The following is a 13,323-nucleotide window of genomic DNA, read 5'->3' as shown; positions in this document are numbered from 1 at the left end:
TATTATTTGAAATTGCGGAATTTTCCACTGATCTATATTATAATTAAAATGAAGCGGTTTCTTTTCGTAATGAAGCAATAAGGGGGATATTTTGATGGATTCAAAAGTTGAACGTTTGCTTATTAATTACAAAACTCTAGAAGAATTCAAAAAGTTCAAAGAGTATGGTTTGCAGGAGTTATCTATGCTCGATGATCTGCAAGAAAATATCATTGAGAATGATAGTTATTCACCATTTTACGGAATCTATTTTGGGGATAAATTAGTAGCACGGATGAGCCTTTATGAAAGAAAAGCAAAATATAATCACTATTTTGAGACTCAGGAGGATTTTCTTGAACTTTGGAAACTGGAAGTTCTTCCAGACTATCAGCATAAGGGGTATGGTCAACAGCTGGTCAAATTCGCAAAGGGTTTTGGTCTTCCGATAAAAACCAATCCTCGAGTTAAATCACAATTGTTTTGGGATAAGATGGGGTTTCAAGCTGCTGTGTACGATGTAGAACGAGATTTAGGAGAAAATCCTCTTTTATGGCATCCAAACGGATTAACTAATTCCTAATAGACATGATAGAAGCGTGTATGGCTCCATACACGCTTTGTTCGTAAAAAAAATCGAACGAACCTCGTTATTTAGAGACTCTCTCTAAGTTCCCGTTCTTATCCATTTGGAATTTCACTTTGGGACTGTTTTTCTCTTCTTCAAGTACTGTCAATTTTCTTGCACGTTCCATGATGGAAAGCAGCGTTCGATAATCTTCCTCTAGAATGGTTAACTGATTCAGCAAGTGTTTGTTTTCCATCTGCAATTTATCATTTTCACACGAAAGGACTCTCGCCTCTGCTAGGAGCTTTTCGTTCTGTTCTTGATTAACAGCGGTATGTTCATTTATTTGGGAGAGGAATAAGATAATTTCTTCGATGGTGATCGATTCACCCTGTCTTGCCTCGCTTTTTTCTACAACTGCATGCTCTGTTTCCTGTACATCCTTCGTATAATCAACAGCTTGTTGCTTGTTTCCCTTCCGCTGTTTCTTTGCTAATTCTATTCCAGATTTATATTGTTGTCTAACAAAAGAATTCCAGCGAAAACCACAAGCTGCTGACGTCCTTGCCAGACGCTTGCCTACTTCTTCAAACGCCTTAAGTTGTGTACTGCCATCGCGAATATGCCGTAAAACGACTTCCGCCAAAACTACATCTTCATCTTGAGACCATGCATCCTGCCTGGCTATTGACATATCTCTACCTCCCTAACATACTTATTTCATCATATGCACTTGCTAGAAAGATAGAAGATAAAGCTAGACACACCTAGAAATTTTTTTTACTAGTTATGATTGCCCTTTCCTATTAAGAAATCGCTCGACTGCTTTATGGTGAGCATCCGTTGCCCAGAGCTTCGCACACTGTCTGCTTTCTTGTTCCATCCGCTGCTTTAGCCCTGCTTGTATCCATTTTGCAATCACGAGTTCCTTATAAGCAGAGAGTACCCCAAGCTCTCTTTCCAAAAATGAAGAGATGAACGACGCTGAATCAGCTTCTGTATTCGTTATCACTTGATCGATGAATCCTTTTTCTTTAGCTGCTTCTGCACTATGTATCTCCGCACCAAGTAAAAGTTCCATTGCTGCTCCAACAGGAAGCTTCTCAAATAAAAGCGATGCACCTCCCCACCCCGTCGTTATCCCAAGTGTACCTTGGACGAACCCAATGTTAATTCCTTCTCTTGCCAATCGAAAATCACAAGCGGAGGCAATTTCACAACCACCACCGACCGCACTGCCATTTAATACAGCTATAGTAGGTTTTGGCAATATCGCAAGCTTGTATAAGATTTTTCCCATTTTCGATAACATGACAAAGGATTCTTCTTCAGTTCGCAGTTTATGAAAGACTGATAAATCACCTCCAGAACAAAAAGCATCTTCACCTGTTCCTGTCAAAATCACTACTTTCACTGTTTCATCAACAGCCGCTGAATCCAGAGCTCGGTCAATTAACTCCATTACTTCAATATTAACGGCATTTCTTTTTTCAGGCCGATTAATCGTTATTTTCATGTAACCGCATTCATTTTTTTCTACCAAACACGCATCCTTCATGTTATTTCCCCCTTTTTTCATTTTATGACCATCGTACAACATAACAAAAAACACAGGAATGATGTTAATCCCTGTGTTTGTCTAACCTTGTTTACACAAGTGGAGAGACTCTCCTTTTGTGCATACGATTATTTGTTTACAACATCTTTACCTTTGTATGTTCCACATTCCTTACAAATACGGTGTGAAAGTTTCATTTCACCGCAGTTTGGGCATGAAACCATACCAGGTACTTGAAGTTTGAAGTGTGTACGACGTTTTCTTTTTACAGTTTTGGACGTTCTTCTAAAAGGTACAGCCATTATTCCCACCTCCTTAAAAAAATATGAAGAAGCTATGAAGATCGGATGCCTTCTATCTTCCTTTTTCCCAATTACGATTCTTTATCGTTGTCAAAAAAGTTCGCAAGCTTTGCTAATCTTGGATCGACCTTCTGCTGAAGTTCTTCCTCAGAAACAACAGACCAATCTTTCCCCGAATGAGGAGCAGCGCCTTCCGCATTGACATCCTCACAAAAAACCTGCATCGGAATCTCTAGCAGTAATAACTCTGTAATTACCGGTATAAGATCCACAACCTCGCCTTTTGCCACCGCTACTCCATCTTCTTCTAATAAGGCACTATCTGCACCTAAAAAGAAAGTTTCCGTAGTATCGATATTAATCGGGAAGTTCACATCTACCAGTGTCCGGGAACAAGGCAAAATAAGTTCTCCAGATATATGCAAGTGGAATGTTGCTCTAGCAGACGTAACATCTGCTTTACCCGTTACATGCATCGGAGAGACTCCAAGGATTTGTTTTTCTCGTTCCTTAATATCGGAAACATCTACAAATTCATCTATTTGCAGGTTCTTATCCCGGAATTTTTGAAGTTGGCTAATAGTCCATTTCAAATGAATCACCTCAAGGCAACAAAGGTAATTATATCTGTCAATCTACCGTTTGTCAATATTTTTTCTTTACACTATAAAGCTTGAAGGAACAGTGTTAACACTGCATGTAAAGTACCCAGGAAATATTCCCGCTCCTTCTATCATATCCATTTTTTTCGATTTTGCAAACATGCTGGCTAATATTTATTTATAAAACTGTCGATACTGAACTACTGGACCTCCGTAAATATGCTAAAATATTGACTTAGCATACGTTTAGCTGTTTCAGAAAACAGCGATTAAAACCTGTAAAAAAGGAGCGATGAGCAATGAAAGCAGTTGGACTTGTGGTCGAATATAATCCCTTTCATAACGGCCATGCGTATCATGTAGAACAAAGCAGACTCGCGTCCGGAGCTGACGTTGTTATTGCGGTTATGAGCGGGCCGTTTTTACAAAGAGGTGAACCTGCCTTAGTTAGTAAATGGGCTCGGACTGAAATGGCTCTTGCAGCCGGTGTAGATCTAGTCATCGAACTTCCCGCTCCATTTGCTTCTCAAAATGCGGAACTCTTCGCACGAGGCTCTATATCAATTTTAGAGGCACTGGGATGTAGTTCATTTTGTTTTGGAAGTGAAGATGGATCGATAGAACCATTTATGGAAGCTTATCATTTTCTGACAAAACATCAGTCTAGTTATGACGCTGCTCTCCGTAACCATCTATCCAGCGGCAATAGTTATCCAAAAGCCGCATCACTTGCTTACCAAGAGCTGTCAAACGGACTGAAATTAGTTGACCTAAGCAAGCCAAATAATATTCTTGGATTTGAATACATAAAAACTGCCTTACATCATTCTTTCGAGATTATTCCCTCTACAATTAAACGGATTCAAGCTGATTACCATGAAACACAGCTTGGAGCACAACCTATTGCAAGCGCAACTGGGATTCGTAAGGCTCTCGCGGAGAAAGAGAGTACAATCAGTACGATTAAACAATATGTACCTAAAACAACAGCTGATCAATTAACTCGATACCTGCGTACATATGGCTCACTGCATACATGGGAGAACTACTGGCCTTTATTGAAATACCGTCTCCTTTCCGCTTCTCACGCTGAATTAGCTGAAATAGCCGAAATGGACGAAGGCATTGAATATCGCCTTAAATCAATGGTACTTCACTCGACAAGCTTCCATGATTTTATAGAAAATATTAAGACTAAACGATACACCTGGACAAGACTTCAACGAGTTTGTGTCCATATTCTTACTGGGACAAATAAAGAGACCACAAAAAAACTCCAAGAATCACCCTCTTATCTTCGAATCCTAGGCATGAATGATAATGGGCAGGACTATCTTCGTCAAATAAAAAAACACATTTCTCTGCCTCTCGTTTCAAGGCTTGCCTCTTTCAAGGAGGATAGTATTCACGCTGATATTCAGGCTTCTACCATCTATACATTAGGACTAAAAGAACCATTCCAGTCCTTATTATTGAAGCGCGAGTACGAATCACCAGTCATATATCGAAAGTAGGTATAGATAAAAAAACGTAAACGATGTGCAGAAGTGCAGTTCGTTTACGTTTTTTTGTATTATTTTTTTTCTAATGAATGTAAATACTCCAGCGCATCGTCAAATCTATCAACTGGGACAATTTTCATATCAGTGTCTATATCTTCTGCAGCAATTAATGCCTCTTGATAATTAGAACCTTTTATCCCCTTCTCATTTGGAGCAAAGAAGATTTCCGCACCTGTTTTATCTGCCGCAACAATTTTTTGCTGGATTCCCCCAATAGGTCCAATGGTTCCATCTTCGGACATTGTACCTGTTCCGGCAATTTGGTAGCCTGAAGTGATATCCCCTTCAGTCAGCTGATTATAGATTTCTAAACTGAACATTAATCCAGCAGAAGGACCGCCGATTTGCTCTGTATTAATCGTAATAGATGGATCAGTTACTGGTTTTTTATAATCATCTAAGCTAATACCCATCCCCACTTTTTTAGGCTGGTCTTTAAATGCTTGCAAAGAAATCTTGACCGTTTTTTCTATATCTTCACGCATGTAGGTAACTAAAACGGTGTCATCCGCTTTTTTCTTCCCAACATACTCAATAAACTCTGCCGATGATTGGAATTTTATGTTATCCACCTTTATTATTTGATCCCCTGGCTTAAGCTTCCCGTAAGCAGGCATTCCTTTAATCACACCAAGTACATACACACCCAGGTAGTCAAACGAAAATGATTTCCCGGCTTTTTCGTATGCAATCTTAATGGCACTGTTTTTTGATCCATCCATCATATGAAGTTGTCTTTCACTATACTCTTCATCCGATTCATCTGTGTCACGGATAGCGTCCTCCGGATACAGTTCTTGGTATTTACTCATTTTTGCAACTAGGTACCCATAAATATTTGCCTTTCCCATTCTGACCGTAGTCAGCATAAAGCTTCCCTCTGCGTCATCACCGCCTGCCACCTCTACAATCGGTTCTAATTCCTGGGCCATCCCAGGCTTAGTTACATAATAGGGCAGGGTATAAAAAGCTGATAACACAATAATAATGACAGCTAACAGGAAAGAGCGGCTATATCCTTTACGGCTCATCTATTCGAGACTCCTTCCACGATTCAATCAATTCCTTAATTTTCTCAATTTTTTGACTGGCTGCTTCTTCTCCAATACTAATTATTTCCTCAATATTTGTAAATGCTTTTGAACTAAATTTCTCCACACGTGGTCGAATCATAACGTCTGAAGATAATTCTCTGCTTTCGACCAACTCCATTTGTAATATATCTAAGCTCTGCATAATCACATCATATATAGAATTGATTTCCACATTTTTATTTACATGCGAAACATCAACAGCGATGACAATATCAGCGCCCATCGATTTTACGACGGAAACAGGGACACGATCAATAACCCCCCCATCAACCAGCATCCTGTTGCCAATCTTTTCAGGAACAAATATCCCCGGTACCGATATACTTGCCCGTACAGCCTCGGCAATTGGGCCTTCGCGAAATATGACCTTTTCTCCTGTACGGATGTCGGTAGCTACGATAGCAATCGGAATATCTAAGTTTTCCAGTGACTTGTTATATGTAAAAACGCGAATTAAATCTTTTACACGTTTTCCAGAAACGAATCCCATTTTAGGAACAGTAAAATCTAAGTAATACTTTCGCTTAAATGCCTTCGCCAATTTATATAAACGATCCGTATCAGACCCCGCAGCATAAAAACTGCCCACCAAAGCACCCATACTGCTCCCTGCTATCATATTTACGGGGATACCAGCCTCTTTTAAAACTTTAAGAACGCCTAGGTGGGCAAATCCTCTAGCCCCCCCGGACCCCAGTGCAAGACCAATTTTCGGCTCCCGCATCTTATCCCTCTTTTCTAAGATTACTTATTAAATATTCCTCTTACAAAGTTATGGTCTTAAATTGATTTCTATGTGCATATTGTGTAAAGCAGGGACAAGGATTCTTCGTTATAAGCATTTCCTTTTTTATACATTATGATAAGTGCCAAGATTCGTAACTTTCCGAGGAGGCTAAGGTAATTGCTGACAGCAAAACTCAAATCATTATTTTTGGCGGCTGCAGCAACAATTATGGCAGGCGCACTCATCATCTTTCCACAAGAATCCTTTGATGCTTCCATAAGAGGCTTAAATATGTGGTGGGAAATCGTTTTCCCCTCTCTCCTCCCGTTTTTCATCATTGCAGAAACATTGATTGGATTCGGTGTAGTCACATTGATTGGTGTATTACTCGAGCCCCTAATGCGTCCATTGTTTAAAGTACCAGGTATCGGTGGATTTGTTTGGGCCATGGGGATGGCTTCAGGTTTCCCTTCCGGAGCCAAATTCACTGCCCGTATGCGTCAGGAAAAACAATTGACCAGGATTGAAGCTGAACGACTCGTTTCCTTTACCAATTCTTCTAATCCACTGTTTATCTTTGGAGCGGTTTCGGTTGGTTTTTTTCATAACACAAACCTCGGTATTCTGCTTGCTCTTTCCCATTATCTTGGCAACATATTTGTCGGAATTATTATGCGTTTTTATGGGAGAGAAGAAGAAATCAAGCCATCAGTCAAAAAAAAGCCGCTTTCTCTTAAACAAGCGCTTGCTGAAATGCATCGTACCCGGCTGAAAGAAAATCGTCCGCTTGGAAAACTGCTTGGTGATGCTGTCGTTTCTTCTATTCAGACCTTATTAATGATCGGCGGTTTCATCATACTCTTTTCTGTAGTAAATAAATTACTTTTTCATATGCATGTTACTGGATTTCTTGCTAACGCCATACAAATTGTGCTTCATATTTTACAATTCCCCCTGAACTTAAGCATGCCGTTTATTGCCGGAATCTTTGAGATTACACTAGGATCACAGATGACCAGCGGAATTGAGGAAGCTTCTTTAATGCAGCAGGCCATCATGGTCAGTTTTATTCTCGGATTTAGTGGATTTAGTGTCCAAGCCCAGGTTGCGAGTATTATTGCTGATACAGACATCCGTTTTTTTCCTTTTTTCATTGCTCGGATTATGCATGGGATTTTAGCTGGTTTTTTTGCCTTCGTACTTTGGGAACCGCTTTATAATGGATTCACATTAAAGATCCCTTCAAACTCCCTGCCCGTCTTTGGACATAGTGAAGAAGGAATCCTTACTCTTTACGAGATTATGACCCAGCTTGGGCCCTTAATTACAATCATCTCATTATTACTGTATACCTTTATTCTAGCCAAAAGACTTTTAAAGGACTAGAGGTATATACATTTCCAAAAAAAAACTGTCCTCATCAGATTCTTGAATCTGGTGCGGACAGCTTTTTTATTTAAAGGAGTTGATCTTGGTACTTTTCATTTAGTGCTTGTTCTACAACTTCTGGCACCAGTTCAGAAATATCTCCACCGTACCTGGCTACTTCTTTAACAATGCTTGAACTTAAGAAAGAATATTGGTTTTTCGTCATAATAAAGAACGTTTCTACCTTCTCGTTTAACAACCTGTTCATAGATGTACCTTGCATTTCATATTCAAAATCAGAGACGGCACGAAGTCCTCTTATAATGGCTGAAGCATTAACCTTTTCGGCATAGTTCACCGTAAGCCCTTGAAACGAATCTACTTTAACATTCGGCAAATGTTCCGTTACCTTCCTAATTAACTCCAGCCTCTCTTCCACAGAGAAAAGCGAATTCTTGGCTGAATTATTCAATACAACCACATGAATTTCGTCAAATACTCGTGCCCCTCGTTGAATGATATCCAAATGCCCGAAAGTTATCGGGTCAAAGGAACCTGGACAAATCGCAATTTTCGGCATATCTAATCCCCCTCGTTCTCTTAAGCGTTTCCCCATTTATAAATAGAAATAGCAATTGCCCCGTATTCCTCATATCTTTCCCGCTTAAAGGTTTCTATCCGGTCAGGTAGTTTAACGTCTCTGCTGTGTTCGCATAGGATAATTCCTTCATCATCGAGCAGACCTTCGTTATGTATCTTTTCAATTAATTCAGCTATCTTCTGCTGTTTATAAGGTGGATCAAGCAAAATCAGTCCGAACCGAAGCTCTCTTTTGATTAATGCCTTTAGTGCTCTTTCTGAATCAATTTTATACAGTTCAGAGCACTCGGTAAAACCGCACGTCTCAATATTTTCTTTGACTGTTTGAAATGCTTTAAAATCACGATCAACAAAAATAGCCTTGTCCATCCCTCTGCTAAGCGCCTCAATGCCAAGGCCACCACTGCCTGCATAAAGATCTAGTACTAGACCTCCATGGAAATAAGGTCCGATTATATTGAAAATAGTTTCTTTTACTTTATCTGTTGTCGGTCTTGTTCCTGTACCTGGTACAGCCTTCAAGGCCCGGCCCTTACACGTTCCTGAAACAACTCTCATTTTCTCACCCAATTTTAAGAATTTCTTAGTACTCACTTATCCTACCATATTCATTTTTTCTAGCCAATAGGGAAGGTATTCTACTACAGAATCAACGAAGGTTTCAGACAATCAAAAAAAACAATTTAGGATGAATAAGAAGTCGAATCTTGGTGATAATAAAAGTAACAGCATCACTTTTTCGGTGTTGTTGCCAACCGCGGAGAAGGCTTACGTTTCCCCATAAGTCTTCACCGGTTTCTCCTCTCCCTTTGCCTTCTATCCTTTAAGCAGGACTCGAAGGACCCCGCAGCTACTAGCCCGCGGGGATTTTTTTTGCCTGTATTGACGATTAAAAGATATGGCAAAAAGCGATAACCAGTAAACAAAGACGGTTCATCTTCACTTTTATAGTTATATTTGATAAAGTAAGGATGAGTTTGAACAATAAGGGAGAGATTTAGTTGATTCAACGGTTTATAGAATTAGGAGAAGGCACATCAGATTTATATGAATTACTCGCCATTGCTCGATCTCAAAAAGAGCGTGTTTTACGTTTGTTAGCTTTACAGACAAAAATTAAGGATAAAGATGTCGTATCTTTGGTTGTGGTCATGAAACCAACGAATCCTGGAAAATTCCAGCCATTATATGTGTGCCGTGAAGGAATTCTCAACCCTCATACTACTCCAAATCAACGATTTCAGCTTTTTAAAGATCTAGCAGTTGAATTAGATAAATCGATTATAGAAATGGAAGTTAAACCTTCTACAGTATTTGCTGAAAAAACACTGTATTATCAGCACTTAATTGGTATTCTTCGTATGAATCGTTATTTGCCCGCAGATGAAAATCCCTGGGGCTGAACATAAAAACGCTGGCTCATGAGCCAGCGTTTTTATATACCCATTTTATAATCATACTCTTTTGCTTTATCTGGTCTAGCATTTTCAAACTCCATTTTCAAATAAGGTTTGTAGGAAACCTCAACCTTTTTAACAAATGAGAAACCTGAAAGTTTTGTTACCAATGTCTCAACGTCTGCCATATTCGTATAAAGAACCACATATTTAAGTTTCTTTGATACAAAATGAATGTTCCCAAACTTTCTCAACATCTTTGCTTGCTTCAATGTATGTAAATAAACGATAATCGCCTGTCTTGATCCAAACATAATTAGATTGCTCCCCTGTATAAAGGTTTTCATTAAGTGTAGCACAGCTGAAACTTCCCTTTCAACTAAAATAACGGATGCCATCCACCACGATCTAAATAAAAGGAAAGGCAGTATATGTATACGTCACCAAACCGTCTTACGTCCTTAAAAAGCCATACTGGTTAAAATGTACGGCTGTACCTCTCAGCCATCAACGCAGAACTGGATGATAAAACACTTCTTTTTCTGTTCATAAAGAAAAGGCTGTCGAAAAATTTCGACAGCCTTCCTTTAGTGAGGTGTTATGCAGAACACCCGCAGCCTCCACCAGTTCCACAGCTTCCAGAACTGCATCCAGATGATGCAGATTCGAAGAATGGACTGCCAGCAGGAACTTTAATAGTCGGTGACACAGCATGACCAACTCGCATGCTGATTTCATCCAGGAGACTTTGAAGCCCCGTCTCGGCCATCTTAAACTCAGCAATTGTAGGATGTAAGTCCATATCCCGCTTTAGTTGCCGAATTTCCAAATTCACACGTTTGTAATCTGGATGATACTTCCCGAAACGCTGCACTTCCTCAAACAGCTCCTTCATTGAGGTGAACTGTTTGATTTTCTTCTGCGCTAACCGATCTTCACGCATTTTATATAAAGTTTGGAGATATTGTTCTCCAATTTCAGACTGTAACACGAACTGAGCTAATTCATCAGCTCTCTGAAGAATTTCTACTCTTTCCATAGTAGCAAGCACGATAGCTCACCTCCTCCATCATATTACCATTTTTAGCCCCAAGAAGCTAGAGAGACGATTGGATATGTACGGTGAATTCCTTTGTATAGGTTGTCTGCTTTTGATCATCAATTAACTTAACTTTAATTCGGTGTTTTCCTTGTGACAGATCCTTCACGATAAATGCTGCCGTCCTCATTTCATCCATCTTTGTACCATCTACATAAACAAGGACTGAGGCCAGTGGTTTTTCACTGTTAGGTGTAAATGAATACTCTCGAGTATAGCAATCCACGAAGACAGAGGTCCCCTTAATAGAAAAGCCAACTTGAAAATCATCTCGTACCTGAGTCATTGCTGACAGAACCTCAGTAGAAGGGACTTGAATTAAGGCTCCTGATTTACTCACGTTCTCATGGCCGTATAAATAGCCTGATACAAGTATTAAAGCTGATAGACTATAAAGTGGATACTTCACAATTTTTCGCCCCCTTTTTCCATACTGTTTGCAAAAAGGAGCAAATTATTACTAATACTATCGACTTTTTATCCAGATGGTGTTCTCATGGCTTGAAACATATGCATCATCATAGAAGCCATTTGGACTCCGTCGGCAAACTTTGAAACTCGATGAGGAATAGACTTTTTGTAAAAAAAGACAGCCTCGGTTTGTAGATTTTCAAATTCTTGAGGATTTCGCATCAACCTTCGATACCAGATGGGCTGTAACCGTAAAAATTTTTTTAGGTCTTCATCCTCTGCAATCAGCTCATAAATATCTTGACGCATAGAAATCCTCCCCTTTAATCTTTTTTAAATGCAAAAGGATTTGATGATTTTGGTTTAGATGGTGCAGGAGCCTCTGTTTTGGTTTTTTCCCCCTGAAACGACGTTATGATGCCTTGGATGGCGCCTAACGCTTGATTAGCACTGGAAATATATTGCTGAATCTGATTTATATCCATGTTTTTAACTGTATTCATTAATGTACCCACCAAGTCGCCTCCGCTTCCATCCGGTTCCTTCTTAGTAGGCTTAGATTCTGTTTGAACATCATTCCAGCGCTCATTATCACTGCCAAGGATGTACCACTCCTCAAATAGCTCCTGCCAGGTATATTTGTTTTCTTTAACTTCATTACGCAAACCTGGATGCTCCCGGACGAACTCTTTGAATTTTTCAACTGATGGGCGTTTTTTTTTGGGCATTCTCTCTCACCTCACACCAAGACATTTGCCTACTACTAGACTATGCATAACTAAAAAAAGTGTGACTTATATATATATAAAGAAAAGGTCTCTAAGCGGGACTCTCCCATTCTCAGAAACCTTCCATTACTTGCTGATAAAGTTTTGTGTGTAGAGTTTATGGTACACCCCTACACCTAAGTCAGTAAATTCAGTATTGAGCATCGTCTCCCGATGGCCTTTACTGTTTAGCCACCCTTCAACCGCCGCAATACTATCTACATAATTAACAGCAATATTCTCACCAGCATTCACATACTCAATTTGCTCAGCTGTTAATCGCTGCTCTAAATCACCTTTTGTTGGAGAAGTATTCGAAAAGAAATCATTATCAGCCATATCTTGGCTATGCAAAAACGCTGCTTCTGCTGCCGGTTCGTTCCACTGAACTCCGTTTACCTCAAACCGTTTTCTAATAACGTTTGTAAGATCAAATATTTGCAGTTGATTTCCTTGTTCGATAAGCTTCCATTTTTCTTCATCTACTATCTCTTCCACTTCTAATTCACCACGATAGGGTAATTCATAAGGCCTCAGCTTTAAAAGGGTCTCTGCATTCAAGAATCGGATGCTCGAAACTGTTCCAGTAAACTTATCCAAATAGAGCTGAACATACAATTTACCTATCTTTATTAACGGTCTCATATTCATATCTTCCTCAGACAGTTCAAAGCTATACGCGCCATTCTCTGTATCTACATCAATAGACATTTCAATAGAAAGGCTTGAATAAATTTCATCGATTGGCTGCCCAATATAAAAAGGTGCCACATCTATATTTTCACCAATTCCATAAGCCGAGACGACCTTTTCGTTCTTTACAGCTAACTGAAAATATTTCTCCTGATCCTGATTATAAATCCACCAATCATATCCATATGAAGAAGGATCAATTCTGCCAGGCTCACCATACTCTTTTTTGACATCTTTTATGTTCTTACCAATTGTCACAGCAAGTCCCTTTTTGGGTTTTGTCATACCGTCAGTTTTTAATGTTGACTGCTTATTACCTGAACTGTCTGTAGTATTATCTATGTAAGCATCTTTCTGTTCATATAAGATCACTTCTTCTTTATCCTGTCCATTACTAAAATAGATGCTTATACTGAAAAAAATCACTACTAACAGCGTTACCCTTGCCATGGTTTTCAGAGGATCACATCCTTCTCCAGCTGATCCGTATTTTAGGTAATTATATCATTATTACTCTCCATATTATAGAAGCTGCACCCTTACATGTAACAATTTTAAGAATAATTTAAATATATTATACATATATAATACACCTA

At 39.2% G+C, this 13,323-nt stretch carries 18 protein-coding genes; 4 read left to right on the top strand and 14 right to left on the bottom strand.

Annotated features, from left to right (window positions below; translation table 11 throughout):
* The first annotated feature begins 94 nt into the window (after nt 1-94).
* Nucleotides 95-562: an N-acetyltransferase gene (locus MHI18_RS18365; RefSeq protein ID WP_340849488.1), complete on the top strand. Its 468-nt coding sequence runs from the start codon at nt 95-97 to the stop codon at nt 560-562.
* Nucleotides 563-629: 67 nt separating this feature from the next.
* Here MHI18_RS18365 and MHI18_RS18360 read toward each other — a convergent pair whose 3' ends face one another.
* The 4 genes from MHI18_RS18360 to MHI18_RS18345 form a co-directional block, all read right to left on the bottom strand.
* Nucleotides 630-1,241: an RsfA family transcriptional regulator gene (locus tag MHI18_RS18360; protein ID WP_340849486.1), complete on the bottom strand. Its 612-nt coding sequence runs from the start codon at nt 1,239-1,241 to the stop codon at nt 630-632.
* A 93-nt stretch (nt 1,242-1,334) separates the two neighbouring features.
* Nucleotides 1,335-2,105, bottom strand: coding sequence for an enoyl-CoA hydratase/isomerase family protein (locus tag MHI18_RS18355; RefSeq protein WP_340849484.1), 771 nt, complete (start codon nt 2,103-2,105; stop codon nt 1,335-1,337).
* A gap of 128 nt (nt 2,106-2,233) precedes the next feature.
* Nucleotides 2,234-2,407: a 50S ribosomal protein L32 gene (rpmF, locus tag MHI18_RS18350; RefSeq protein WP_040374608.1), complete on the bottom strand. Its 174-nt coding sequence runs from the start codon at nt 2,405-2,407 to the stop codon at nt 2,234-2,236.
* 71 nt (nt 2,408-2,478) lie between these two features.
* Complete coding sequence (locus MHI18_RS18345) at nt 2,479-3,000, bottom strand: YceD family protein (RefSeq protein WP_340849481.1); 522 nt, start codon at nt 2,998-3,000, stop codon at nt 2,479-2,481.
* A 308-nt stretch (nt 3,001-3,308) separates the two neighbouring features.
* Here MHI18_RS18345 and MHI18_RS18340 point away from each other — a divergent pair, with 308 nt between their 5' ends.
* Nucleotides 3,309-4,523: a nucleotidyltransferase gene (locus MHI18_RS18340; protein ID WP_340849479.1), complete on the top strand. Its 1,215-nt coding sequence runs from the start codon at nt 3,309-3,311 to the stop codon at nt 4,521-4,523.
* Nucleotides 4,524-4,582: 59 nt separating this feature from the next.
* Here MHI18_RS18340 and MHI18_RS18335 read toward each other — a convergent pair whose 3' ends face one another.
* Nucleotides 4,583-5,602 carry a SepM family pheromone-processing serine protease gene (locus MHI18_RS18335; RefSeq protein ID WP_340849477.1) on the bottom strand — a complete coding sequence of 340 codons (1,020 nt, stop codon included), beginning with the start codon at nt 5,600-5,602 and terminating at the stop codon, nt 4,583-4,585.
* Nucleotides 5,592-6,389: a patatin-like phospholipase family protein gene (locus MHI18_RS18330; RefSeq protein ID WP_340849476.1), complete on the bottom strand. Its 798-nt coding sequence runs from the start codon at nt 6,387-6,389 to the stop codon at nt 5,592-5,594. The genes MHI18_RS18335 and MHI18_RS18330 overlap by 11 nt, the downstream gene beginning before the upstream one ends.
* A 180-nt stretch (nt 6,390-6,569) precedes the next feature.
* Here MHI18_RS18330 and ylbJ point away from each other — a divergent pair, with 180 nt between their 5' ends.
* Nucleotides 6,570-7,778 carry a sporulation integral membrane protein YlbJ gene (ylbJ, locus tag MHI18_RS18325; RefSeq protein WP_340849474.1) on the top strand — a complete coding sequence of 403 codons (1,209 nt, stop codon included), beginning with the start codon at nt 6,570-6,572 and terminating at the stop codon, nt 7,776-7,778.
* 70 nt (nt 7,779-7,848) lie between these two features.
* On the opposite strand, the gene coaD is transcribed toward ylbJ, so the two are convergent.
* Together coaD and rsmD are read right to left on the bottom strand one after the other, a co-directional pair.
* A complete protein-coding gene (gene coaD, locus MHI18_RS18320) occupies nt 7,849-8,340 on the bottom strand; it encodes a pantetheine-phosphate adenylyltransferase (RefSeq protein ID WP_340849472.1) in 492 nt (163 codons plus the stop codon).
* Nucleotides 8,341-8,360: 20 nt separating this feature from the next.
* Complete coding sequence (rsmD, locus tag MHI18_RS18315) at nt 8,361-8,918, bottom strand: 16S rRNA (guanine(966)-N(2))-methyltransferase RsmD (RefSeq protein WP_340850327.1); 558 nt, start codon at nt 8,916-8,918, stop codon at nt 8,361-8,363.
* Between the two features lie 443 nt (nt 8,919-9,361).
* Here rsmD and MHI18_RS18310 point away from each other — a divergent pair, with 443 nt between their 5' ends.
* The gene (locus MHI18_RS18310) at nt 9,362-9,763 is read left to right on the top strand and encodes a DUF7147 family protein (protein ID WP_040375487.1); all 402 of its coding nucleotides are present in this window, start codon (nt 9,362-9,364) and stop codon (nt 9,761-9,763) included.
* 32 nt (nt 9,764-9,795) lie between these two features.
* Here the strand turns inward: MHI18_RS18310 and MHI18_RS18305 are convergent, their stop codons facing one another.
* The 6 genes from MHI18_RS18305 to MHI18_RS18280 all read right to left on the bottom strand — a co-directional run bounded on the left by MHI18_RS18305 (nt 9,796) and on the right by MHI18_RS18280 (nt 13,177).
* The gene (locus MHI18_RS18305) at nt 9,796-10,071 is read right to left on the bottom strand and encodes a YlbG family protein (protein ID WP_040375486.1); all 276 of its coding nucleotides are present in this window, start codon (nt 10,069-10,071) and stop codon (nt 9,796-9,798) included.
* Nucleotides 10,072-10,355: 284 nt separating this feature from the next.
* Nucleotides 10,356-10,808 carry a YlbF family regulator gene (locus tag MHI18_RS18300; protein ID WP_340849468.1) on the bottom strand — a complete coding sequence of 151 codons (453 nt, stop codon included), beginning with the start codon at nt 10,806-10,808 and terminating at the stop codon, nt 10,356-10,358.
* 46 nt (nt 10,809-10,854) lie between these two features.
* On the bottom strand, nt 10,855-11,265 hold the full coding sequence (locus tag MHI18_RS18295; RefSeq protein WP_340849467.1) for a hypothetical protein: 411 nt from the start codon (nt 11,263-11,265) through the stop codon (nt 10,855-10,857).
* A gap of 68 nt (nt 11,266-11,333) precedes the next feature.
* The gene (locus tag MHI18_RS18290; RefSeq protein ID WP_340849465.1) at nt 11,334-11,576 is read right to left on the bottom strand and encodes a YlbE-like family protein; all 243 of its coding nucleotides are present in this window, start codon (nt 11,574-11,576) and stop codon (nt 11,334-11,336) included.
* A gap of 14 nt (nt 11,577-11,590) precedes the next feature.
* A complete protein-coding gene (locus MHI18_RS18285; RefSeq protein WP_340849463.1) occupies nt 11,591-11,995 on the bottom strand; it encodes a YlbD family protein in 405 nt (134 codons plus the stop codon).
* A gap of 126 nt (nt 11,996-12,121) precedes the next feature.
* Nucleotides 12,122-13,177, bottom strand: a complete 1,056-nt coding sequence (locus MHI18_RS18280) for a CAP domain-containing protein (protein WP_340849461.1) — start codon at nt 13,175-13,177, stop codon at nt 12,122-12,124.
* Between the last annotated feature and the right edge of the window lie 146 nt (nt 13,178-13,323).

The sequence above is a fragment of the Peribacillus sp. FSL H8-0477 genome (genome assembly GCF_038002765.1).
Taxonomy (GTDB): Bacteria; Bacillota; Bacilli; order Bacillales; family DSM-1321; genus Peribacillus.
The sequence above is the reverse complement of the archived record's forward strand: the minus strand, read 5'-3'. Positions and strand labels throughout refer to the sequence as shown.

Coding starts and splice junctions, on each gene's coding strand:
- MHI18_RS18365 (WP_340849488.1), top strand. CDS start 95: ATGGATTCAAAAGTTGAACGTTTGCTTATTAATTACAAAACTCTAGAA.
- MHI18_RS18360 (WP_340849486.1), bottom strand. CDS start 1,241: ATGTCAATAGCCAGGCAGGATGCATGGTCTCAAGATGAAGATGTAGTT.
- MHI18_RS18355 (WP_340849484.1), bottom strand. CDS start 2,105: ATGAAGGATGCGTGTTTGGTAGAAAAAAATGAATGCGGTTACATGAAA.
- rpmF (WP_040374608.1), bottom strand. CDS start 2,407: ATGGCTGTACCTTTTAGAAGAACGTCCAAAACTGTAAAAAGAAAACGT.
- MHI18_RS18340 (WP_340849479.1), top strand. CDS start 3,309: ATGAAAGCAGTTGGACTTGTGGTCGAATATAATCCCTTTCATAACGGC.
- MHI18_RS18335 (WP_340849477.1), bottom strand. CDS start 5,602: ATGAGCCGTAAAGGATATAGCCGCTCTTTCCTGTTAGCTGTCATTATT.
- MHI18_RS18330 (WP_340849476.1), bottom strand. CDS start 6,389: ATGCGGGAGCCGAAAATTGGTCTTGCACTGGGGTCCGGGGGGGCTAGA.
- coaD (WP_340849472.1), bottom strand. CDS start 8,340: ATGCCGAAAATTGCGATTTGTCCAGGTTCCTTTGACCCGATAACTTTC.
- rsmD (WP_340850327.1), bottom strand. CDS start 8,918: ATGAGAGTTGTTTCAGGAACGTGTAAGGGCCGGGCCTTGAAGGCTGTA.
- MHI18_RS18305 (WP_040375486.1), bottom strand. CDS start 10,071: ATGTTTGGATCAAGACAGGCGATTATCGTTTATTTACATACATTGAAG.
- MHI18_RS18290 (WP_340849465.1), bottom strand. CDS start 11,576: ATGCGTCAAGATATTTATGAGCTGATTGCAGAGGATGAAGACCTAAAA.
- MHI18_RS18285 (WP_340849463.1), bottom strand. CDS start 11,995: ATGCCCAAAAAAAAACGCCCATCAGTTGAAAAATTCAAAGAGTTCGTC.
- MHI18_RS18280 (WP_340849461.1), bottom strand. CDS start 13,177: ATGGCAAGGGTAACGCTGTTAGTAGTGATTTTTTTCAGTATAAGCATC.